Annotated in this window: 18 protein-coding genes; 10 read left to right on the forward strand and 8 right to left on the reverse strand. The window is 65.8% G+C overall.

Going from position 1 to position 21,822, the window contains the following annotated elements:
* Positions 1-147: 147 nt before the first annotated feature.
* Complete coding sequence (locus BXE_RS31000; RefSeq protein ID WP_040124644.1) at positions 148-804, forward strand: cation diffusion facilitator family transporter; 657 nt, start codon at positions 148-150, stop codon at positions 802-804.
* A 19-nt stretch (positions 805-823) separates the two neighbouring features.
* Here the strand turns inward: BXE_RS31000 and BXE_RS31005 are convergent, their stop codons facing one another.
* The 3 genes from BXE_RS31005 to BXE_RS31015 form a co-directional block, all read right to left on the reverse strand.
* Complete coding sequence (locus BXE_RS31005; protein WP_011492074.1) at positions 824-1,702, reverse strand: 2OG-Fe(II) oxygenase; 879 nt, start codon at positions 1,700-1,702, stop codon at positions 824-826.
* Positions 1,703-1,843: 141 nt separating this feature from the next.
* A complete protein-coding gene (locus BXE_RS31010; RefSeq protein ID WP_011492075.1) occupies positions 1,844-2,323 on the reverse strand; it encodes a nuclear transport factor 2 family protein in 480 nt (159 codons plus the stop codon).
* Between the two features lie 122 nt (positions 2,324-2,445).
* The gene (locus tag BXE_RS31015) at positions 2,446-4,044 is read right to left on the reverse strand and encodes an MFS transporter (protein ID WP_011492076.1); all 1,599 of its coding nucleotides are present in this window, start codon (positions 4,042-4,044) and stop codon (positions 2,446-2,448) included.
* 109 nt (positions 4,045-4,153) lie between these two features.
* Here BXE_RS31015 and BXE_RS31020 point away from each other — a divergent pair, with 109 nt between their 5' ends.
* The 3 genes from BXE_RS31020 (at position 4,154) to BXE_RS31030 (ending at position 7,316) form a co-directional block, all read left to right on the forward strand.
* The gene (locus tag BXE_RS31020; protein WP_011492077.1) at positions 4,154-5,029 is read left to right on the forward strand and encodes a LysR family transcriptional regulator; all 876 of its coding nucleotides are present in this window, start codon (positions 4,154-4,156) and stop codon (positions 5,027-5,029) included.
* 189 nt (positions 5,030-5,218) lie between these two features.
* The gene (locus BXE_RS31025) at positions 5,219-5,815 is read left to right on the forward strand and encodes a hypothetical protein (RefSeq protein ID WP_011492078.1); all 597 of its coding nucleotides are present in this window, start codon (positions 5,219-5,221) and stop codon (positions 5,813-5,815) included.
* Positions 5,816-5,963: 148 nt separating this feature from the next.
* Positions 5,964-7,316, forward strand: a complete 1,353-nt coding sequence (locus tag BXE_RS31030) for a DUF2325 domain-containing protein (RefSeq protein ID WP_011492079.1) — start codon at positions 5,964-5,966, stop codon at positions 7,314-7,316.
* Between the two features lie 26 nt (positions 7,317-7,342).
* Here the strand turns inward: BXE_RS31030 and BXE_RS31035 are convergent, their stop codons facing one another.
* Positions 7,343-7,744: a winged helix-turn-helix domain-containing protein gene (locus BXE_RS31035; protein ID WP_233518952.1), complete on the reverse strand. Its 402-nt coding sequence runs from the start codon at positions 7,742-7,744 to the stop codon at positions 7,343-7,345.
* Between the two features lie 112 nt (positions 7,745-7,856).
* Complete coding sequence (locus BXE_RS31040; RefSeq protein ID WP_011492081.1) at positions 7,857-8,345, reverse strand: molybdopterin-dependent oxidoreductase; 489 nt, start codon at positions 8,343-8,345, stop codon at positions 7,857-7,859.
* A 223-nt stretch (positions 8,346-8,568) separates the two neighbouring features.
* On the opposite strand from BXE_RS31040, the gene BXE_RS31045 reads away from it, so the two are divergent.
* The 3 genes from BXE_RS31045 to BXE_RS31055 all read left to right on the forward strand — a co-directional run bounded on the left by BXE_RS31045 (position 8,569) and on the right by BXE_RS31055 (position 12,335).
* The gene (locus BXE_RS31045) at positions 8,569-9,495 is read left to right on the forward strand and encodes a hypothetical protein (RefSeq protein ID WP_011492082.1); all 927 of its coding nucleotides are present in this window, start codon (positions 8,569-8,571) and stop codon (positions 9,493-9,495) included.
* Positions 9,496-9,576: 81 nt separating this feature from the next.
* Entirely contained in the window at positions 9,577-10,467 is an 891-nt protein-coding gene (locus tag BXE_RS31050; protein WP_011492083.1) for an extracellular solute-binding protein, read from the forward strand.
* Between the two features lie 5 nt (positions 10,468-10,472).
* Positions 10,473-12,335, forward strand: coding sequence for an ABC transporter ATP-binding protein/permease (locus BXE_RS31055; RefSeq protein WP_011492084.1), 1,863 nt, complete (start codon positions 10,473-10,475; stop codon positions 12,333-12,335).
* On the opposite strand, the gene BXE_RS31060 is transcribed toward BXE_RS31055, so the two are convergent.
* The 3 genes from BXE_RS31060 to BXE_RS31070 form a co-directional block, all read right to left on the reverse strand.
* Positions 12,317-13,759 carry a nicotinate phosphoribosyltransferase gene (locus BXE_RS31060; protein WP_011492085.1) on the reverse strand — a complete coding sequence of 481 codons (1,443 nt, stop codon included), beginning with the start codon at positions 13,757-13,759 and terminating at the stop codon, positions 12,317-12,319. The two genes, BXE_RS31055 and BXE_RS31060, sit on opposite strands and share 19 nt — an antisense overlap.
* A 125-nt stretch (positions 13,760-13,884) precedes the next feature.
* Positions 13,885-15,087, reverse strand: coding sequence for an AAA family ATPase (locus BXE_RS31065; RefSeq protein ID WP_011492086.1), 1,203 nt, complete (start codon positions 15,085-15,087; stop codon positions 13,885-13,887).
* Between the two features lie 50 nt (positions 15,088-15,137).
* Entirely contained in the window at positions 15,138-15,422 is a 285-nt protein-coding gene (locus BXE_RS31070) for a hypothetical protein (RefSeq protein WP_011492087.1), read from the reverse strand.
* A 1,352-nt stretch (positions 15,423-16,774) separates the two neighbouring features.
* Here BXE_RS31070 and BXE_RS31075 point away from each other — a divergent pair.
* From BXE_RS31075 to BXE_RS31085, 3 genes are all read left to right on the forward strand, one after another.
* Positions 16,775-18,214, forward strand: coding sequence for a sigma-54-dependent transcriptional regulator (locus tag BXE_RS31075; protein WP_011492090.1), 1,440 nt, complete (start codon positions 16,775-16,777; stop codon positions 18,212-18,214).
* Positions 18,215-18,484: 270 nt separating this feature from the next.
* Positions 18,485-18,835 carry an NIPSNAP family protein gene (locus BXE_RS31080; protein WP_011492091.1) on the forward strand — a complete coding sequence of 117 codons (351 nt, stop codon included), beginning with the start codon at positions 18,485-18,487 and terminating at the stop codon, positions 18,833-18,835.
* 252 nt (positions 18,836-19,087) lie between these two features.
* The gene (locus BXE_RS31085; RefSeq protein WP_011492092.1) at positions 19,088-21,742 is read left to right on the forward strand and encodes a mechanosensitive ion channel family protein; all 2,655 of its coding nucleotides are present in this window, start codon (positions 19,088-19,090) and stop codon (positions 21,740-21,742) included.
* Positions 21,743-21,822: the final 80 nt, after the last annotated feature.

Consider the following 21,822-nt stretch of genomic DNA (forward strand, 5'->3'; position numbering starts at 1 on the left):
GCGGGTGTACCCGCTGTGCTGTCATCGGTGTGCCACGTTGGACGGTTAATTTGCTGCCAGAACAGCAACCGCAGAAGAACCGTCCCCAGCCCATGCCACAGCATTCCGCGCGCGACAGCCGCAGCGATTCCCTCAACGGCGGCTGCCTTGTTTAAGGCTGCTTCCGCCAGCGCGCTGCTCAATGCTTTCCTTTCCGCGATGCAGATCGCCATTGGCCTGATGGCGGATTCGGACGGCCTCTTTGCCGACGGCGTCCACACCCTGAGCGACCTCGCGGCCGACAGCGTGGTGCTGATCGTGCTGTACCTCACCACCAGACACCGGCGCGCGAAGCCGCGCATGGCCGGCAACAGCGGCGACCGCGGCATCGAGCAGGCACTGGCCGCGCTGTTCATCGCCGCCGTGCTGACGATCACCGCCGTCGATATGCTCTGGACCAGCATCGCGCAAACCTCCACGCTGAGCGGCGGCACCGCGCTGCATATCGGCGCGCTTGCCATCAGCGGTTTCGTGATGCTCGCAAAGGAAGCCCTGTTTCGCTATCTGCGGGCCGAAGGCGCGCGCACCGGTTCTGCGATTCTGCTGGCAAGCGCGTGGCATGCGCGTGTGGACGCGGTGTCGGCGTTGGTCGCAACGCTGGGCCTCGCCGGCAGTCTGGCCGGCATGCCGATGCTGGATCACATTGCCGGCGCGGCGATCGGTCTGATGATCATGCGCATGGGCTACACCAGCGGCCGGAGCGCGTTGAAACAACTGTTCGCCGGCGCGCCGGGCAACACGCCCGCCGGCCAGGCGGCTGAATAGAAGCTGGAACGGACTCGCGTCAGCCGTAAGCGCGTTCGCGCATCCACTTCGTCATGATCCATTTGTCGCCGGCGAGCACCGGCGCACCGCCGTGCAAGGTCAACGGATCGAGTTGACGCCGGTCGTTCATATAGCGGAAATACACCGCACCACCCTGACTTGCCGCGACCGACATGCCCGCTTCCGGGAAAATCGTTTCACCGCCGTCGGGCACGTCGTTCAGATAGATCACGAGCGTGGCCACGCGCTGGCCGCCCTGCGCGGTATGCACCGCACTGCCGGGTTGATCGGGCGGGAAGTAGTCGAAATGCGGGCGGTATTCGCCGGTCGTGCCGTAGTGCAGAATCTGCAAGCCTTCGCCGTTTTCGACCGGCCAGTTCATCAGACTCGAAATGCGCCGGTCCATCCGCTCGATGAACGGATCTTCGCCGCGTTGATACCAGATTCCCTCGCTGGTGCGGTTGCGGATCACGTCCTCCTTGCCGGTGGCCGGATTCACCGTGGTGGAGCGTTTCAACCGATGCCGCGAGCGTTCGATCATCTCCGCGCATTCGTCGGGTGACAGCACGTCCGCGAACACGATCACTTGCGGCCGCTCGCAGCGCATCACCACACGCACGTCGCGATCGTACGCCCGGATCAGATTGCCGCGCGCAACCGGCGGATCGTCGTACTGATAGGTTTGCGGCGCGGCTTTGGCAAGCGCCGCTTCGGTCGCGGCGGCCGCGGCAAAGGCGGGATTCGCCGGGTTCTGGCCGAAGGTTTTATGCACGGCGACGCGCGCGGCGTCGGTGGCGAAACCGGCCTGCACCATCGCGTCGATCATCGAATCCGGACTGCAGCCGCGCGCCACGTTGCTGCTCAGCCACTCTTCCCATGCGGCATCTACTACTGGCATAACTTCCTCGCTCATCCGCTTGAAGAAATACAGCATCACTTCGCAGAATGATAGCAAGCGTGCGCTGCGGGGCGCGGCTCTTGGCTCTTGGCTCCTGGCTCCTGGCTCCTGGCTCCTGGCTCCTGGCTCTTGGCCCAAGCCTCAGGCGCGCGGTTGCCGGCGCCGGTAGACGTCGAGGCCCTTTCGCGCCTGCGCGCGGATGGCGCGCTGCACGAGCGGTGACCAGCCGAGCAGCGTTCCTTTGAGGCCCAATGCCTGACGCGTCCAACTCCATAAGTCAAAGCTGTCGCGATGTTCGACGATGCGGCCGTCGCGGAACACGAAGCGCGCGTCGATGCGGTTGACCACCGCGCGCCCCGTCTGACCGAAGAGATAACTGGCGATCCAGCGGGCGCGGCCGCTGCGGTCGTCCGCTTCGACGCCCTCGAACGTCAGCGAAAAATTCTGCGCGCGCGCCACCAGCATGCGCCACATGTCGCGCGCTTCGTCGCCGTGCAACTCGCCGAACGCCGGGTCGCTGAAGACGACGTCGTCGGCATAACAGGCCACCATGCTTTCGGCGTCGCGTTGCTGAAACGCCGTGTAGAAACGCTGGATCAGTTCGGTGTTGGGATGGCTCATTGTTTTGATATCGTGCGTTGCCCGGTTAAGAAGGCGATCCGGAAAGCGGCCCGCCAGACAATAGACGGCGGACACGCAGCACACGATAGCGGAAAACCGCGCTCACGGGGTGATGCGGTATCCTATCCGTTCGACGCCACGCCACGCGCCCGCGCGGCTTCGCCCCTGCCGGCCAGCAGCCAGACACCGCCCGCGATCGACACCGCGACGGCCGCCGCCAGCCCCAACGCGGCGGCAAAGCCGCTCGCAAAGCTCGCGTGCGCCGCCGCCAGCAGCATGGTCCGCATCGCGGGCGGCAGCGTCGCGGTGGCCTGCGCGGCATCGCCGGCCAGCACGCGCGACATGAAGCCGGCATCGAGCGCGCCCTTCACCTCCGCGGTAAGCGGCACGGCCGCGACGAACGCCGCGTGGGTACGCGCCGCGAGCACTGCGCCGAGCACCCCGACCGACGTGACGATGGCCGTGAAGCGCGTCGTCGTGCTGATACCGGAGGCCATGCCGGTCCGATCCGGCGGCACACAAGCCATGATCGCCTTCTGCGTGTCGCCGTTCAGAATCCCCGCGCCGAGCCCCGTCACGATCATGCCGAACGCGACCAGCAGATAGCGCTCGCCGCCCGCAGTCAGCGCGGTCAGCAGATTGCCGAGCGCGATCAGCAGCAGTCCCGTGGACAGCAAGCTCATGCTCGACATACGCTTGCCGAGCGCGGCGCCGATGTACGGTCCGAGCACCATCGAAAGCGCGAACGGCAGCATGCCGACACCCGCCGCCACGGCCGACAGACCGAACGCGTTCTGCAAATACAGCGGCAGGAACGTCATCATCACCTGTGCGCAGGCGGCGTAGCCGAACATGGCGAGCACCGCGGCGACAAAGCGCGGCTGCCGGAACAGCGTGAGATCGACCATCGCATGGGCGCGCAGCCGCTGCACCTGGACAAAGGCGCCGAACAGCAGCGCGCAGGCCGCGAACCGCGTGGCGGTGGGCCAGCTCGCGAGGCCGTCGGCGGGCACTTCGATCAACGCCCAGATGCCGAGAGCCAGCGCAATGCCGAACAGCAGGCTGCCGGCAATATCGAGCGGACCGGGGTTCGGATTGCGCGACTCGCCGATCGCGCGTGAGGCGCACCATGCGAGCACTGCGCACACGGGCAGATTCAGCAGAAAGATCCAGCGCCAGCCAAGCCATTGCGTGATGACGCCGCCCACCAGCGGCGCGACCGTGGTGGCGAGGCCCATGCAGGTGCCCCACACGGCCCACGCGCGCACGCGAGCCGGGCCCTCGTGAAACGTGTTCGCGATCACGGCGAGCGCGGCGGTGAGCAGCATCGCGGCGCCGACGCCTTTGATCGCGCGCGCGACGTTCAGCACCGCTGCCGTCGGCGCCACGCCGCAACCGAGCGACGCCAGAAAAAACACCGCGAGCCCGAGCAGCAGCATTTTCTTGCGGCCGACGCGGTCGGCGAGACCGCCCGCGGGCAGCAGGCACGACGCAAACGCGACCATATACGCGCTGACGACCCATTCGACCGCGGCGAAACTCGCGTGGAACGAGCGCGCGATCGAAGGCAGCGAGACCGCCACGACATTGGTGTCCAGCACGATCAGCGCACAGGTGGCCGATGCGGTGACCAGCACGAAGCCGGGGTTGACGGGTCGCGTGGCCGGCGCCGATGGTGGCGATGAAGGCGGCACTGCGCGGCGTGCGAAGAGAGGCGGCATACGGACCACTATGACGGGTGGAAAGTCACCTGATAGTAGCGAGACCTCTGTTTCCTGTCATTGGCATAAAATCACAAAATAATTAGTCTATTGGAAATACATAAAAATCATGCGGCAACTCGAACTCCGCCATATCCGTGCTTTCGTCCGCGTCGCGAAACAGCTTCATTTCTCGCGCGCCGCCGAAGAATTAGGGATCACCGCGCCGTCGCTGACCAAGCTGATTCAGGAAGCCGAACGGCTGCTCGGCGTGCGGCTCTTTCATCGCACCAAGCGCTCGGTCACGCTGAGCGCGGCAGGCAGCGCGTATCTCGCCGAGGCGCTCGTCGCGCTCGATCATCTCGCGCGCGGCGAAGAGCGCGCGGTGCTGGCCGAGCGCGGCGAACTCGGGCAGATCGAAGTCGGCTACGTGGCGTCCGCGGCTTATGCGGGCGTGTTGCAGCGGGACGTGGGCGGATTTCGAGGCACGCATCCGGGCGTCGACATTTCGATCCGCGAGGTGCCAATGGACAACGTCGCCGCCATGCTGCGCGACGGCCTGCTCGATGCGGCCTACGTGCGCCCGCCCATGCCGCTCGCCGACGGCATTCAGGCCGCGACCGTGCATCGCGACCAGTTCGTCCTCGCGCTGCCGGCCGACTGCGCGCTGGCGGCCTCGGCAAGCGTCAAACCAGCGCAACTGCGCGACCAGTGCTTCGTGCTGCCGGAACAGGAAGCCGGCACGTTCGAAGTGGCACGGCGCGGCCGCTTCTCCGCGCGGCTCGGACCGCGGCCCGGCACGCTCGCGTCGGTGCTCGCCTGTGTTTCGCTGGGCGGCTACGTCGCCGTCGTGCCGCATACGCTGGCCGAATGCATCGCGTTGCCGGGTGTGGTGTACCGCGGTATCGCCGGTCAACCTATCGCGTCGGAGATCGCAATCGCCTTCCGGAAGTACGAACGGGCCCCGGCCGTGAAGGCGTTTCTCGACTTCGCCCGGCGCAAGTGATGCTGGTCTGAAACCGGCGCAATGCGCCGGCAAACGGCTTCTGTTCAACACACCGGCCGCGTTTCGTTATATCCTGCCGAATATCACGGTAGCCTTCGTGGTGCGTGGCCGTGCGTCTTCGGGCGAACGTTCAGCCGGTCTGTCAGCCGCGCGCGACGAGGCACAACTAGCAAGCAGGAGCCACTAGCGGTGCGCAGCCGATCCAGTTCAACCCGTCCGGCAGGACGCCTCGGGCGCTTGCCGAACGAGCTTTCGTCGACCATCGTCGCGGTGAAGTCGGCGTCCGAGCGCGGCCGCGCCGAATCGATCCGCGATGTGGTCGACGCCTACCGGCGCCTTTACGGCAGCGTGCAGCGTTTCGTGCTGATGCTGACCGACGACCAGTTGAATTTCGCCTCGGTGGGCACGTCCGGATCGCACTCGCTGAACCAGTTGCTGTCGATCCTCGCCGAGCACGCAAGAGGCGCCGCTTTCGTGCGTCTGCGCGATCTGAAAGCGGCGATCGAGGAAGCACGCTCAGCCGAACAGCTGCGCGACGCGATTTTTTCGGACCTGTTCAGCAACGATCTGGCGGCGCTGCGCAAGGTGGTCACCGAACTCGAACGGCTCGATGCGGCCTTTGTGGGCCTGTGCGTCGGCCACGTGCTCGAACAGCACGCGCGGGCGGCGGACGAAACGCGGCCGGCCGGCGGCAAACGTGCCAACGCTTCGAGCAGAACGGACGCCACTGCGGCCCGGCGCAAGACGCGCGTCGCCGAGCCCGCCCTCGCCCGCTCCAACGACTGATTCACGACCGCCGCAAATGAACGCTTTCTCTCGCCCACCGTTATATCTTTCCGAATATATCGCCGACCCCGCTCGCGCGGCAGAGGTGCGCGGCGTGCGCCGCTCGCACTTTCGTTCCGCCTGACACCGAACCGGATTCGAGATTCCCATGCATACGCCCCCGTTCCGTCTCGCCCAGCCCACGCGTCTGAAACTGTCCGGCGACGAGCTTGCCGTGACCGGCATTCGTGCCGCCGATCCGTGCTGCACGCCCGCCAGGGTGTCGTTCCCGAACGCCAGACGGCGCGCGCGCCTCGCCGAACTGGACAGCCATCTGCATTGCTCGATCATCGGCACGTGTCTCGGCACGCACGAATTGCGCAAGCTGGTGCCCAAATTCACGGGACTCGATCGGCACGACGCGAGCGACCTGGAGATTCATCACTCGGCAGTCGAACTCGCGATCGAAGGCGGCGCGGCCGCCAAAGCGCTAAACAAGCTGCTCGACGAACGCTATGCCGGCGCGATCCGCCGCTTCGACAAAGCCGCCGACGACGCCGATCTGCTCAAACTCTGGGACGAGGCGCTGAAAAGCGGCGACATCCCGCCCGCCTACTGGGCCTTGATGACGCATCCCTGTGCGACCATGCCCGTGCGCCAGAAAGCGTTCGGCGAATTGCACATGCTGTCGCATCTGGTGGGCGCGGCCAATCGCGCGGACATTCGCCGGCTGGTCGCGCTTGAAGAGGAAAATGCCGTACTGAAAGAGAAAATCGAAAGGCAGCAGAGCCGTTTGCAGGAACTCAGCCTGCAACGCGACGCGTCGATCGCCGCGCTCGAACAACAGAGCGCCCAATTGACGGCGCAGACAACCCGCCAGACACCGGCCGACGCCACCAGTCTCGAAGCCGAGGTGCAACGGCTACGCGACAAACTGGCCGATGCCGATCAGCGCGTCGCGCTGCATACCAGCCGCCGCGAGGCCGCGGAGCAGCGCGTGCTTCAGGAACAGGACGCGGCACTTGCGCTACGCAAGAGCTACGACCAGACGCTGACGCTGCTCAAGCTGGTGCAAAGCGAATGCGATGCCCTCGAACACGCGACGCTGCATGCCGCGGATGCGGCGAGCGGCGCGGGCCCGCGCCGCTCCAGCCTCGACAGTGTGCGGGGCAAACGGATCGTGTATGTGGGCGGCAGGCCGGGCTCCAACGCCGCGCTCAAGCGCCTCGTGGAAGCGGCCGGCGGCGAGCTGGTCGTGCACGACGGCGGCGTGGAAGATCGCAAAGGCCTGCTTGCCGCGGCGTTGCCGGGTGCGGATCTCGTGGTGTTTCCGGTCGACTGCGTGGACCACGATTCGATGAATACGCTCAAACGTGTGTGCGAGCGGCAGCAGATCGACTATCACCCGCTGCGCACGGCGAGCGTGGCGAGCTTTGTCGAATTGATGGCCCGCCTGCACCCCGGGAACCTTGCGCAACTCGGCAATCCGCCGACTTCGGCATTTTGCCTGCGGCACGGCTAGAACCGCCCTTTCCAGAAACTATCCGCTCAGGAGCGGATCAGCCTGGTGAGTTCTGCGATCTGTTTGGCGCAACTTCGCTGCGCTTCGGCTTCGACAGCGCGATACAGGCGAATGATGGTTTCGCCAATCGGCGTAAGTGTGCAACCGCCGCCGCTTTGCCCGCCCTGCTCCGAATGCGTGGCAGGCGACTTGAGCGAGCGGTTCAGTTCGTCGATCAGGAGCCACGCGCGCCGGTACGACATGTCGAGGCTGCGCGCCGCCGCCGAGATGGAACCGAATTCGCGCACGGCTTCGAGCAATTCGACTTTGCCCGGCCCTAAAGCGACTGCGTCTCCGCTACGGATGCGCATTCTGAAGCGCACCTCGGGGCGCGCCTTAGCGGCTTTTTTTGCCGCGGGTGCGGGTTTGGTTTTTGGGGTGTCAGCCATGCGCGAAAGCATACACGAACCGCTTCGCGCTGCCACCTGGCCGAACCGCCATCAGCGAAGGCCGGGAAAGCGATGGACCACGTTACGGGCACCACCCACGGCGCGCGTCCACCTACGTCAAAGACGCCAACACGTGAGCCTCGATTCGCGCGAGCCGTTTGACATGGCGCGGCGCGGGCAGGATGTCCGATCCGGAGAACAGAATCGGCGCGCCGTCTTCAGCGTCGAGCGCGCGGCCGCCGCATTCGTAGGCGACCATCACGTTCTCGCCGACGGGCGTGTTGAAGAGTTCATGCCACGAAAACGTCACGACATAACCGTCATGTCCCACCGCGACGAACACCGTGCGCTTGAATTCGCCCGGCACGCTATCCGGCAGACCCGCTTCGGTGATCAGCGTGGTCAGACGCACGCCGCGATACGGCTCGACGCTGCGGATAAAGCGATTCGTCGTATAGCAACGCAGATCGAACGGCGAGGCCACCACGCTTTCGTAGCGCCTGAGCTGATCGAGGCCGAACGAAAGCGGCCGCTGGAATCGTCCGCTCAGGACGAGCGCGCCTGCAACGGCGGGCGCGGCAATCACATTCACATTATCCATACGCGGTTATCTCCAGCATCGACGCCTGAGCGGCCTGTTCACACGTTATGTCCGTGTGTATATTACGCTTCGATGGCTGCCTGCGCGTAAAACCGCATCGATACGCACTATATCGCCGGACATATCGGCAGACCGGCCGGCTTCATCCCATTCATCACAGTTACGGAACGCGTGAGCGCGCTGGCATGCGGCCAGTGTGCGGCCGGGCCGCTCAGGAGATCACATGCGCTTATCACCTGCCTGGCAACGCACCACGCGCCTCGCTTTCGTCAGCCTCGGCCTGCTCGCCGCGCTCGCCGGTTGCGGCGGCGACGAGGTCACTGTCGTGCCGCAAAAGATCGCCGTTGGCGCGTCGCCGAACGGCATTGCGGTACGCGCGGCGGACGGCGCCGTCTTCATCACCGACGACCAGACCAGCAGCGTGCTCTCCTCGCCCGACGGCCGCACGTTCGCGCACTACGCGAGCGTGCCGGTGGTGGCCGGCCAGTCGAACAGCCTGAGCCAGTTGAGCTTCGCCGACGCATCCACGCTGATGATCGAACGCTTCGGTTTCGGCACCGCAAGCGCGGTGTTCAGCATCACCGGCGCCGATACGATCGCGGCACTCAGCGGCCCGGATCCGGCGCGACGCCGCCTCGGTCTGATCTCGATCGGCTCGAACCGCCTGCTCTCGACGTGGTTCATCAAGAACGGCAGCAATCCTCCGCAAGGCGGCCTCAGCCTCATAACCTACGATCCCACCGCCCATACGGCGGCCGAACGCGATCTGCTGAGCGGCTTGGGCAAGCCGGTGGGGATCGCCGTATCGGGCGACGCGCTCTATGTCTCGGACCAGGCCAACAACGACATCGTCAAGGCGAGTCTCAGCGCGCTGCTCGGCGGATCGCAGGCCGTGGTACCAAGCGGCACGTTCGTGCAGATCAACAGCCCGGACCTGATGGCCGTCGACGCAAACGGCACGCTGTACACCAAATGCAATGCCACCGGCCTGTGCCGGATCGCGCCGGACGGCACGATCAGCGTGCTTGCAAACGACTTTCAGGACGCCCGCGGCGTGGCCGTCGACGCACCACGCGGCCGGCTGTACGCGATCGACCGCGCCGCCGGCGCGAGCGGCACCAGCTACGTGCGGACATTCCCACTCAATTGATCCGCCAGGCAACGCCGTCACACACCGTAATACGGTGACGTCGTAATATAGCGCTCTTAATAACGTATCGGGGGTTATCGCATGATTCGCAAGCTGCTCGCTTCTCTCGTTGCTCCGCTCGTGGCCGTGACCGGCATGGTGACGGCCGCGCCCGCCCTGGCGCAGGACAACACGGTCAACGTGCTCTATGCCGGCTCGCTCGTCAATCTGATGGAGCGCAGCATCGGCCCGGCATTCGAGAAAGCTACCGGCGAGCATTTCCGCGGCTACGCGGCAGGCTCGAACAAGATCGCCAACGAGATCAAAGGCAAGCTGCGCCGCGGCGACGTGTTCATCAGCGCGAGCCCCAAGGTGAACGACAGCCTGATGGGCGCGGCGAACGGCGACCACGTCACGTGGTATGTGAATTTCGCCGAATCGCCATTGATGATCGGCTATAACCCGCAAAGCAGATTCGCCGCGCAGTTCAGAAGCAAGCGCTGGGACCAGGTGCTGCAGCAGCCGGGCATCCGGATTGGCCGGACCGATCCGAAGCTCGACCCGAAGGGCGCGTTCACCGTCGAGATGATGAACAAGGCGGCGGCGCTCTACCATCAGCCGGATCTCGTCGAGAAGACGCTTGGCGCGGCGGACAATCCCGAGCAGGTGCTGCCCGAGGAAACGCTGGTTGGCCGCCTGCAATCCGGCCAGCTCGACGCCGGCTTCTTCTATTCCACCGAAACGTCCGACCTGAAGATTCCGGCGATCCGTCCGGCGCCCGAGTTGCAGGCCAAGGCCAGCTACACGCTGACGATTCTCAGCGACGCGCCGAACCGCCAAGGCGCGAGCAGCTTCGCCGACTTCCTGTTGAGCGCGAAAGGCCGCGAACTGCTCAAGCAGCACGGCGTGGACGTCGTCAAGCCGACCGTGAGCGGCAACGTGCAAGCCATGCCGCCTTCGCTGCAAGCCGTGATCGACGCCGCCACGCAGTAAGCGCGGTGAAACGCACCGCTGCGCGCCCGCTCTTGTGGCTGGCGGCGCTGCTGGCCGTCTATCTGTGCGCGCCGTTTGTCGCGAGCGTGCCGCAGCTCGGCGCCGCGGACTGGGCGAATGTGGATTGGCGCGCGACGTGGTCGGCGGTCGGCGTCTCGGCGGCCAGCGCCAGCGTGGCTTCGCTCGCGATTCTGCTGGGCGGCGTGCCGCTCGGCTATTTTCTGGCGCGTTCGACCTCGCGCAAAGTGGCGCTGCTCGGCTTTTTCGTGCAGTTGCCGCTGGCGCTGCCGCCGCTCACGAGCGGCGTGCTGCTGCTGTTTCTGCTCGGCCCGTATAGCTGGGTCGGTCGGCTGACTCGCGGCATGCTGACGGACTCGTTCGCCGGCATCGTGCTCGCGGAAGTGTTCGTCGCCGCGCCGTTCCTGATCATCGCCGCCAAATCCGCGTTCACCGCCGTCGACCCGGTGCTCGACGACGTAGCCGCAACGCTCGGCCATCACGCCGGCAGCCGCTTCTTCCGGGTCATGTTGCCGGTTGCATGGCCGGCAATTCGCGCCGGACTCGCGCTTGCCTGGCTGCGCGCGTTCGGCGAATTCGGCGCGACCGTGATGGTGGCCTATCACCCGTATTCGTTGCCGGTCTACACGTATGTGGTATTCGGCGGCCAGGGGCTTCCGGCGATGATGCCGTTGCTCCTGCCTACGCTCGCTATCGCGATCGTCTGCGCGGCGCTGTCGATCTACAGCCTTCGGCGAAAGAGCGCGCTCGAACAGACCGAAAACGGCGACGACACGCTTGAGCCCGGCGCGGACCTGACGGCGAGCCGCAGCGAAACCGCGGAGCTTCGCCTCGCCTTCCATTTGCAGCGCCGGCTCGGCGCGTTCGATCTCGACATCGCATGGACGCCCGCCACGCGGCGCCTTGCGATCATCGGGCCGTCGGGTTCGGGCAAGTCGCTGGCGCTGCGCCTGATTGCGGGGCTCGAATCCAACGCGTCGAGCAGCGTGACGCTCGGTGCGACGCGTTTGGACACGCTGCCGCCCGAGCGCAGGCAGATCGGCTATATGCCGCAGGACTACGGCCTGTTTCCGCATATGACGGTGGCACAGCAATTGGCCTTCCCCGTCGATGCCGATCCCGCCAGCGCGCGCTACTGGCTCGACCATCTGGGCCTTGCGCAACTGGTCGCGCGCCTGCCGCATCAATTGTCGTTCGGCCAGCGCCAACGGGTGGCGCTCGCGCGAGCGCTAACACGGCACAGCGAACTGCTGCTGTTCGACGAGCCGTTCGCCGCATTGGATACGCCGCGCCGCCGCCGCTTGCAGCAGTCGCTGCGGACCTTGCAGCGCGAGATCGCGGCGGTGACGATCATCGTCACGCACGATCCGGATGAAGCCGCCTTGCTGGCCGACGAAGTGCTGGTCGTCGAACAGGGCCGCATGCTGCAGGCGGGCCTGATCGACACCGTATTCGAGCGGCCCGCTTCAATGCGCGTGGCCGGGCTGCTCGGCTTGCACAACGTCGGCGAAGGTGTGATGCGCGCTTCGGGACACGTGGAGATCGCGCAGGGCCTCGTGATCGGCACGGGCGACAGCGGGCTCGCTCCCGACGCCGGCCAGCGGGTCATGTGGCGCGTCTCGTCGCATGCGGTTGTCGTGTCGGAGGGCGGCATGCATGCCGGCGTAGTCGACGCGGTCGAATTGCGGCGGGGCGAGCGCTATGTCCGGGTGAATATTGCCGGAGTGCGGTTCGACATTGCCAATGAAGATACCCGGCTGCGTGAAGGCGCGCCGTGCCTGGTCGATATCCGCGCTTCAGGCGTGACCGTCTGGCAAGCGGGCGCGCCTCATCAGGCTTCGTGCGCGTGAGCGCGGCGCCTGATCTCCGCCAGCGATACATCCACCAGCAGCTTGCCGGAATCGAAGACCGTCACCAGCGCCTCTTCCCAATCACCCTCGACCATGTGTGCGTTCCACGCAACGGGCAGCGTGGTGGTTCGATACTCGCCGGTGTGCCGGTTCACCAGCAACGTCAGCCGCCCTTTCATCGAGCGCTTTGCGGTGTCCGTAATCGGGTCTTTGAGCACGTCGTGCCACTCGTCGCCTAAACGGATCGCCGAGCATTTCATCGCGAAGCGCTGCGTGTCGCGGTTGATCTGCTGCAACAGCGCGCCGCCCATGCCGAACACGATGTTATCCGCCGCGAAACCGGCCTGGTCCAGAGCGGCGAGGATCGCTTCGATCGAATCGGGATTCACGCCGTCACCCTGGATCACGCGCACGTTGTTGAGCACGCGCCGCCCTTTGCCGTTCACCGCCGATCCGAACGACGCCTCCAGCGCCCGCATGGTTTGCAGTACTATCGTCCGCGGATCGCCGGAGTCGGGCCGGATCACGAGCATGCCGCCGGAATCGAGCACCGCCTGTTTCAACTCCGTGCCCCAGACGCGGAGCGCGGCGAACAGATCGTAGGAATCGGACACCACTGAGACGATCGCGCCAGGCTTGCCGAACTGCGCAATCATGTTGCGGAACGCGTCGGTTTCGCGCTCGCGGCCCCATGAGGTGATCGTGCTGTGCTCCGCTGCCGGCACGGAAAACGCCGCCATCGTTTCGTTGTAGTAGTGGTTCGCCGCGACCACGCCGAGCACGGTATCCGAGCCCATGAAACTGACGAGGTGCGCCGCGCCGCCGATCGCCGCCGACTCCGCGCTCGACACTCCGCGCGCGCCGAAGTCATGCAGCTTGAACGGCAATTGCGCGAGGTCGTCACTGCTCTTCAGCAGATAGCCGCGGATCGTCTTGCGTAGATGCCAGCTTTGCGTCGCCACCGTAATCGGATACCACACGCGCAGCAACATGGTTTCCAGATACGAAGCCAGCCAGAACACCTGCGGATCGTCGCATTCGACCGTGACCAGCACGTTGTGCGTCGGCACGACCGAGCCTTCCGGCACCGCGCGAATGCGCACCGGCAGATAGCCGCCGTACTGCTCGACGACGTGGCGCCAGCCGGCTTCGTTGAACGGCTCGCCGTGCGCCGTGAAAAATGCTTTGGCCTGCCCGATCATGGCCGGCGTGACCGGACGGCACAGATACTCCTTGATCAGCATCTGCAAGCCGAAGAACAGCGTGCGATCGTAGCGCCCGCCGCGCGATTCGATGTACGAGAACATCGCCGATGCTTCGGGCGGATATTGCAGATAGTGCGACGCTTTGTACGAATCCGTGTTGAGAATCGGATTGGAGAGGATCGACGCGATATCGTTGAGACCGTTGGACTCGTTTTGCATGGGCGATGCGGCGCAGACGGAGCGCTCTCGAAAGTGATCGGGCGGGTTGGACTTTCACCCAGATCATGCCACGAGCGTGCGGATTCCCGACTAACACGTCGCAGATCCCGCCCGAACGGCTGAGTTCAATGCCCCGGCTTGAGTTCCGGCGGCACGTTCGGCCGCGCCGCGAACAGCCGGCCGAGCACGCCTTTGCGGCGCTCGGCGCTGGACGGCCACAGCATGTCCGCCAGCAGGCTGATGCCTTGCGCAAGCGTACTGTCTCGCGCCGACGTCACCAGCGGCACGCCGCGGCTGAGCGCGTCGTTGGCGTGCTTTTCGTCGCGCGGAAGCTGATGCGCCACCTTCACGCCGAGCGTCTGTTCGAGCTTCGGGAGGTTGATCTGCGCGTTCTTGTCGTATTGATTCACCACCACCCGCACCTTGCTCGCCGGATAACCCAGTTCCCTGAAAATATCGAGCATGCGGCGCCCGCCGTGCAGGTAAAGCAGGTTCTGGCGCACCACCATGCAGATCACGTCGCTGCGATCGAGCGCGTGGATGGTGAGCGGATTGAGGCTCTGGCCAATGTCGATCAACACCGCGTCGTAACGCTCGCGCACCAGCGCGAGAATGCGCTCCAGCTGGGCCGGCAGCAATTCGGCTGCTTTGAGCGGATCGCCCGCACCCGCCAGCACATCGAGATTTGCGTGAACGTGCATCACGCATGATTCGAGTAGCGCGGCGTCGAGGCGCTCCACCTGGGAGCAGAGATCGGCAAGCGTGGTGGGCGGCGGTTTGTCGGCCATGAGCAGGCTGGCGTCGCCGAATTGCTGGCTCAGGTCGATCAGGAGCACACGCCGGTTGCTCAGCGCCGCGAGCGAATACGCGAGATTCACGGCGATCAGCGTCGTGCCGCTGCCGCCCTTGCTCGAAGCCAGCGAGACAACGCGTCCGGCACGGCGCCCACTCGCGTTTTTGCGCGTTTCGGCCTGGATCAGAATGGTGGTGATCTCGTCGGCGTCGAGCGGCCACGACAACACGTGCCGCACGCCCACTCGCATCGCCGCGCCCAGCAAGGCAGTGGAAGGCGCCGGCGTTGTCAGCACGCAATGCAGCGCCGGCGTGCAGGCCAGCGCCTCCTCGATGCCATCCAGATCGCGCGCGCTCAGATCGACGTCGTCGACGATCAGCAACTCCGTGCTGCGGATCGCACGGCTGTGCGCACGCAGTTGCCGGGCCGTGCCGTAAGCCGTGCGTAGCCGGTAAGCCACGCCGCTTGCATCGAGACGCGCGACGATGTGCGGCGCACGCTCCATGCCGGATGTAATCAGGAAGATCTCGATCATGTCGGCTCTCCGCCGCGCCGGCGCCATCGCGATAGCGGTCTATGTTCGGGTTATTCGTAGGAATCGACAGGTCGAATGTCCGCCCCGCGATCGTGATTTCGTTCCGGCGAGACCGGCATTTCATACATCGCTTCGCGCAATGCCTCGCGCTGGATCTCCGCCTGCGCTTTACGTTTGATCGCCTCGGCGATCACCAGCGTCAGCAGATCAGGCGGTGGCGCGGTAAACAATGCGCGCGGCACGGCGACATGCCGTTGATAGTCGGTACCGACTGAACGCACGGTGGTTTGACGTTCCGGCTGTGCTGCACCGGCCGGCTTGAAATGTCTGGTCATGACAAAACCCCCGAAAGATGTGCCCTTTTTCAAGGCCCTGTCCAGGTGAGCCGTGTCCGCCAATTCGCGGACACGGCGCCCGGTCCACCTCGTAACATACGCCTCTCTGTGGAGACTCCGGCCTTTCCTCCCCGCCTCGTCGCGCCCGGTTGGTCCTCGACCGTGCGCTGCCCCGTCGCTCATGTATTGCTGTCATGGGTATCGCTCGCCGAACTCACGACGGCGGTATCTGTTGTTTTTTTCCATCTCCTTCACGTCCGCCGAAGGACCAGCGGAAAAGTGGCGAGAGCAACGTTTTACTTTGTCCGCTAGCGAGTGCCGGTAAGGTGTACCGAGCATTCGCTCCGTTCTTATTTGACAATCTTTTTTCGGTGGCCCCGCCGCACCCTCGTAAAACGCATTGGCTTCCCCGGCCGCGTCTACCAAGGTTCTGTGTTTGCCGCCCGCCTTCCTTCTCCCCTGACTTCATACTGCAAACGGGCGGCAACGCATTCGCTGTGTATCGCTGTGAAGTGCTTATTGCAACGCCTATGCCAGGCGCCTTCAGCCTCCTTCAAACCCTTGTGCCAGCGCGATTCCTGCTGCGGCGCAACGGGGCCGCGCACCCTTCGTGTCGCGCATTGATTCGAATCCGACACATGATCCTCGCGGCCAACCGCACGTCATGAACAGTCGCGCCGGCCGGCGGGCAAGCCGGCGCCCCACGCCCGCCGCATAGGGCCGAGGGTTGCGTCACATGCCGGTCAAATATCCCGATGCTTCGGAACCCTACGGTTACGCCAGGGCGCATTGCCCGATGTGTCGCAAGCATGAGACAAGGCAGATCCCGAACGACGGTGCGATTTAACATTTGCCGCGGCGCGGATCGCAATGCTGTGTGGGATACCTCGCATAGCGGGACTTGACCGTGCGTTTCTGAACCGCCATGACAGACGGTGTGACGCGAAAAACGTTTCTTAATCCAGACTTGTTTGTATGGCGCTGCAAAGCGGTTTCGCTTATCGTTGAGCCATGCGCCACATAGAGCGCCTGTATCAGGCCGACGAGGTAACAAACGGTCGGTGTAATTCGGGGAAAGGATCCTCGGGCGGTTGCAACGGTGAACACCACTGCATCATCCGTCCAATGTGTAGCACCCTGCGGCTCGCCGCCTGCTCCATGCCCCCGAGATTGCCGCTACCGTGAATCCGTCACCGCCGGGCTGCGAGCAGCAGAACCCCCTGGCAGTGGCGCACTCCCCGGCCGGGCCCGCGCAAGCGGACCGGCTGGCTCAGTTGGCCGGAACCCGGCACCTTGCCGGTCTGTCGAGTACGTCGCAGAAGAGTCCTGAGAGCAGCATCAACGGGGGTAACATGAACACGACTTGCACGCCTGTCGACACGGAACGCACCGTTCTCTATGTGTCGAATTCGCCGGATCAGAAACTCGCCGCTTTTCTGGCGGCTTCTGGCTGGCAAGCGGTGCATGCCAAAAGCACGGCTGTCGCCGAACGCATGATCGAGCGCGGCAACATCAAGGTCGGCCTCGTCGAACTGCCGGGCGACTGCACATCCCAACATCTGTCCGCGCTGGCGTCCTGCATGCGGCGCGTCGAAACCAACTGGGTCGCCCAGATCGCGCCGGGTCAGGCGGCGAACGAACTGGTCAGCCGTTTCATCCTCGACTATTGCTTCGATTTCGTCACCCGGCCGTGGCTGAACGAGCGGCTCGTGTTCGCGCTCGGCCACGCGCATGGCCTGTCGAGCCTGCGGCAGGTGGAGGTCGCGCCGGAGCCGTCGCTCGGCCGCCACGGCATGGTCGGGCAATGCGAGGCCATGCAGCAGTTGTACCGGCGCATCGACAAATGCGGCGTGACGAACGCGCCGGTATTCGTCGCGGGCGAGTCGGGCACCGGCAAGGAACTGACCGCCAAGGCGATTCACGAACGTTCGCCGCGCGCCGGCCGCACCTTCGTCGCGATCAATTGCGCGGCGATTCCGCCTAGCCTGCTGCAGGCCGAATTGTTCGGCCACGAACGCGGCGCCTTTACCGGCGCGCTCCAGCGCAAGATCGGGCGGATCGAGAGCGCTCACGAGGGCACCCTCTTTCTCGACGAAATCGGCGATATGCCGCATGAATGCCAGGCGGTCCTGTTGCGCTTCCTTCAGGAAGGCACGATCGAGCGGCTGGGCGGCAACGGGCCGATCAACGTCGACGTGCGGGTCATTTCGGCGACCCACGTCGATCTGGACAAAGCCGTCGAAGACGGGCGCTTCCGCTCCGACCTGTATCACCGCTTGTGCGTGCTGCGCCTCGTCGAGCCGCCGTTGCGCGAGCGCGGCGGCGACATCAAGCTGCTCGCCAACTATGCGCTCAGCATGTACAAGCAGGACGGCGCGCGCAAGCTGCGCGGCCTGTCGAGCGACGCGATCGTCGCCATGTCGAACTATCCGTGGCCGGGCAATGTGCGCGAACTGATCAACTGCGTGCGGCGTGCCGTGGTGATGAGCGAGGGCCGTTTCATCACCGCCGGCGATCTGGGCCTGCCGGAAACCGAGAACGGGCCGGCCGTGACGCTGGCGGAGATCCGCAGCCGGGCCGAAAAGAATGCCATCGAGCAGGCTTTGCAGCGGCACGGCTACAAGCTGTCCGAGGCGGCGGCCGAGCTCGGCATTTCCAGGGCCACGCTGTATCGGCTGATGCACGCCAACCGGCTGCATCAGGACGTGGCGGCCGGACGCGCCTCGAACGCCAGCGGCGGCGGCGCGGACGCCGATGGCGAGGCGGAGCGGAAGGCGCCTTCGCTGGTGTGAGCGGGCAAGTCTTCGCTGGTGTGAGCGGGTAAGTTCCACGTCGCCTCTGCTCCGGTCAGCCGTGTCTGATCCGGCTGGGGTCACGCCGCGCGCAAGCTCCGCTTTCCCGCCGCTTTCCCTCCGCTTTCGGCGTGCCGAGCCCGCTGACGGATCGCGCACGAACCTCCACCGACACTTCAGGCCACGCTGAAACATCGCCGGCCGGCGCCCGCCATACTCCAGGCATGGCTGCTCAAGCACCATGATCCTCGACCGACCGGGAGCCCGCTCATGGCGATAACCTGCTTCATCCGTTACCAGATCGACCCTTTCCAGCGCGATGCCTTCGACGAATACGCCCGCAACTGGGGGCGCATTATTCCGCGCTGCGGCGGTCATCTGGTCGGCTACTTCCTGCCGCACGAAGGAACCAGCGACATCGCCTGGGGCTTGATCGCTTTCGACAGCCTCGCGGCTTACGAAGCGTATCGCGCGCGCCTGCGCGCCGATGCCGAAGCGCGCGGCAATTTCGAGCTGGCCCGCGCCAGGCGCTTCATTCTGCGCGAGGAACGCACCTTCACCGAAGTCGTGGCAGGCACGTTCGGCGTGCCGCCAGTCCGCACGGAAGCGGCGGCGCAATAGCGGTCGCAAGGCGGCGGCTACCGCAATTCCTGCGCACGGTAGCCGCCATGCGGCGGTCGGACATTGACCGACGGGCCGGTTTTTTGCTATTGGAGAGTGTCGTGGCGCCGGGCTGCCCGACTCCGCCGCGTCACGCGCAACGGCCGTTCGAGGAACTTGTACGACCAGATAGGTGTCGGTTCAGGTTCACGCCGCCGAGCCCGTCCACGCGTTTCGGCATAGCCGTCCGCCTCCGTAGCCCGCCTTATACCTATGCGCAAATTATTCCAGGCCTGCTGTTTCGTTCTTCTCGCTCTCGGCGTCTCGCCGGTCTTTGCCGCGGCCGCACCCGCCGCATCTGCCTCTGCGGCCTCCAGTCCTGGGGTGACGCTGACCCCCGAACAGGCTCGCCAGGCGCTCGCCGTCCTCAATGACCCCAAGCGCCGGGCGCAAGTGGCCGACACCTTGCAGGCCATTGCCGCTGCCGGCGCGCTCAGCGCGCCGCCCGCTTCCGCGCCCACAGCCGCGTCGGCGCCCGCCGCGGCGAGTGGCGCCGCCGCCCTCGTGCCGGCGGCGTTCAAGTCGAATGGTCTCGCCTCGCAGCTGGCCCGTCAGGGCGCGCATTGGGCCGTGCGCCTCGGCAAGTCTCTGCGCGGCTCGGTCGGCGCGCTGCTCGACGTCTCCTCGGTGCGCGCCTGGTGGCATTGGCAATCGACCAACCCGCAAGCGCGCGCCGTGCTGGGCCAGGTCGCGTGGTCGCTGCTGGCCGCGCTGATCCCCGCTCTCGCGTTGGAATGGCTCGCGCGCCGCCTGCTGCGCCGTGCCTACAAGGCGGTGGCCGCGCGCCGCGAAGCCGGCGATCAGGACAGCGCACCGCAAGCCGATCTGCCGGTGGACGTCGCGCCCCAACCCGCCGACGCGCCGAACGCCGCGCCGCCGCTGCCCGTGTCGCCGGCCTCGCCGCTGACCGCGGCGCAGGCAAAGGCGGCGGCTGTGCCGCCCGGCACGAGCGCGGCCACGTCGGCCAGCGGCAAGGTCATCGAAGCCAAAGGCAAGCAGAACGCCCGGCATCACTGGACGCTCCTGCAGCGCCTGCCGCGCGCGCTCCTGAGCCTCGTGCTGCGGCTGCTGCCGCTCGTGGTATTCGTCGGCGCGGCGAGCGCGCTGATGTCGATCTTCACCGACGACGGCACGCCGCAAGACCGCGCACTCGACTCGCTCATCGACATCTACGTGCTGTGCCGGGTGATCGTGATCGTCAGCGGCTTTTTCCTGCAACCGGCCGCGCCGCGCCTGCGCCTGCTGCGCATGAGCGACGCGTGGGCCGCCTTCGTGCAGCGCTGGATGGTGCGGATCGTCAGCGTGGTGGGCGCCGGTTCGGCGGTCGCGGAGATCGCCCAGTCGCTCGGTCTGAGCGACGCGGCGCATCTCGCGCTGATGAAGGTGGTCGCGCTCGCCGGCCACGTCATGATCTCGATCCTGCTGTTGCAATGCGCGAACCCGGTCGGCGAACTGATCCGCAAGCGGGTGGCTGCGCGCAAATCGCTGGAGATGGCCGGCAATGTCTTCGCCGAAGTGTGGGCATGGTTCGCGGTGTTCGTCGTGATGGCGCTGTGGTTTGTCTGGGCGCTCGACGTGCGCAACGGCTATCAGACGCTGCTGCACCTCGGCGGTATTTCGCTGGCGGTGCTGGTGGGCGCGCGGGTCGTGTCGATCGTGCTGTTCGGCGCGCTGGCCCGGCTCTTCCACGTGCAGGACGACGTGGCGAAATCGCTCGTGCATCAGCACGCGTACCGCTATTACCCGCTGGTGCGCCGCGTGGTGGCGTGGATCATCGGCATCGTGACCGCGCTCGCGCTGTTGCAGGTGTGGGGCGTGCACGTGGCCGACCTGTTTCGCGCCGGCACGATCGGGCACCGGCTCGCGTCGGCAATCGTCACGATCGGCGTGGCGGCCGTCATTGCGCTGCTGGTGTGGGAAAGCGTGAACGTATCGGTCGAACAGCGGCTGGACCGCTGGACCACGAGCGGCGATCTGGTGCGCGCCGCGCGCTTGCGCACCCTGCTGCCCATGCTGCGCAGCGCGCTCTTTTGCGCCATCGCGCTGGTGGTGGTGCTCACCGGCCTGAGCGAGCTCGGCGTGAATATCGGGCCGCTACTGGCGGGAGCGAGTATCTTCGGCGTGGCGCTCGGTTTCGGCTCGCAGAAGCTGGTGCAGGATTTCATCACCGGCATTTTCCTGTTGATGGAAAACGCGATGCAGGTGGGCGACTGGGTCACGCTCGCGGGCGTGTCCGGCACCGTCGAGTATCTGTCGATCCGCACCGTGCGGCTGCGCGGCGGCGACGGTTCGCTCTACACCGTGCCGTTCAGTTCGGTATCGACGGTGAACAACACGAACCGTGGTATCGGCAATGCCGCGGTGAAGGTCAATATCGTGTTCGGCCAGGACGTCGATCTCGCCATCGGCACACTGAAGGAAATCGGCGCCGCCTTGCGCGAGGACGATAGTTTCAAGGACGGCATCCTGTCGGACTTCAGCTTCTGGGGCGTGGATGCGCTGGACGGCTCGGCCATTACGCTGACCGGCCAGATCCAGTGCCGCGACAGCGCGCGCTGGGGCGTGCAGCGCGAATTCAACCGCCGCATTCTCGACCAGTTCCGCGAGCGCGGCATCGAGATCGCGAACCCGCAGCGCAATCTGTTGACGTGGGATCCGCAAAGCGCGCCGGCGCGGATCGAGGCCGATGAAGCGCCGGGCACGGCGCCTGAAGAGCCGCCCAGCGAGGAGCCGCGCGCCGATGCGCCACCTTCCGCCGCAGCCCGGCAAGGCGATGCGCCGGTGGAAGACCAGTTGCCTGTCGACCCCAAGCCGGCCGGCGGTCCAGGAACGCCGGCAAATCCGGGTGCAACCTCGCCGCATGAGTGAGGTAAATGAGTGAGGTAAATGAGTGAAGCAAATGACTGAAGCAAGCGCGGTGGCCCGCGCCTTCGTGCCGGCCCCGACGG

The sequence above is a fragment of the Paraburkholderia xenovorans LB400 genome (assembly GCF_000013645.1).
GTDB lineage: Bacteria > Pseudomonadota > Gammaproteobacteria > Burkholderiales > Burkholderiaceae > Paraburkholderia > Paraburkholderia xenovorans.

Coding starts and splice junctions, on each gene's coding strand:
- BXE_RS31005 (WP_011492074.1), bottom strand. CDS start 1,702: ATGCCAGTAGTAGATGCCGCATGGGAAGAGTGGCTGAGCAGCAACGTG.
- BXE_RS31010 (WP_011492075.1), bottom strand. CDS start 2,323: ATGAGCCATCCCAACACCGAACTGATCCAGCGTTTCTACACGGCGTTT.
- BXE_RS31015 (WP_011492076.1), bottom strand. CDS start 4,044: ATGCCGCCTCTCTTCGCACGCCGCGCAGTGCCGCCTTCATCGCCACCA.
- BXE_RS31020 (WP_011492077.1), top strand. CDS start 4,154: ATGCGGCAACTCGAACTCCGCCATATCCGTGCTTTCGTCCGCGTCGCG.
- BXE_RS31030 (WP_011492079.1), top strand. CDS start 5,964: ATGCATACGCCCCCGTTCCGTCTCGCCCAGCCCACGCGTCTGAAACTG.
- BXE_RS31035 (WP_233518952.1), bottom strand. CDS start 7,744: ATGGCTGACACCCCAAAAACCAAACCCGCACCCGCGGCAAAAAAAGCC.
- BXE_RS31040 (WP_011492081.1), bottom strand. CDS start 8,345: ATGGATAATGTGAATGTGATTGCCGCGCCCGCCGTTGCAGGCGCGCTC.
- BXE_RS31045 (WP_011492082.1), top strand. CDS start 8,569: ATGCGCTTATCACCTGCCTGGCAACGCACCACGCGCCTCGCTTTCGTC.
- BXE_RS31050 (WP_011492083.1), top strand. CDS start 9,577: ATGATTCGCAAGCTGCTCGCTTCTCTCGTTGCTCCGCTCGTGGCCGTG.
- BXE_RS31060 (WP_011492085.1), bottom strand. CDS start 13,759: ATGCAAAACGAGTCCAACGGTCTCAACGATATCGCGTCGATCCTCTCC.
- BXE_RS31065 (WP_011492086.1), bottom strand. CDS start 15,087: ATGATCGAGATCTTCCTGATTACATCCGGCATGGAGCGTGCGCCGCAC.
- BXE_RS31070 (WP_011492087.1), bottom strand. CDS start 15,422: ATGACCAGACATTTCAAGCCGGCCGGTGCAGCACAGCCGGAACGTCAA.
- BXE_RS31075 (WP_011492090.1), top strand. CDS start 16,775: ATGAACACGACTTGCACGCCTGTCGACACGGAACGCACCGTTCTCTAT.
- BXE_RS31080 (WP_011492091.1), top strand. CDS start 18,485: ATGGCGATAACCTGCTTCATCCGTTACCAGATCGACCCTTTCCAGCGC.
- BXE_RS31085 (WP_011492092.1), top strand. CDS start 19,088: ATGCGCAAATTATTCCAGGCCTGCTGTTTCGTTCTTCTCGCTCTCGGC.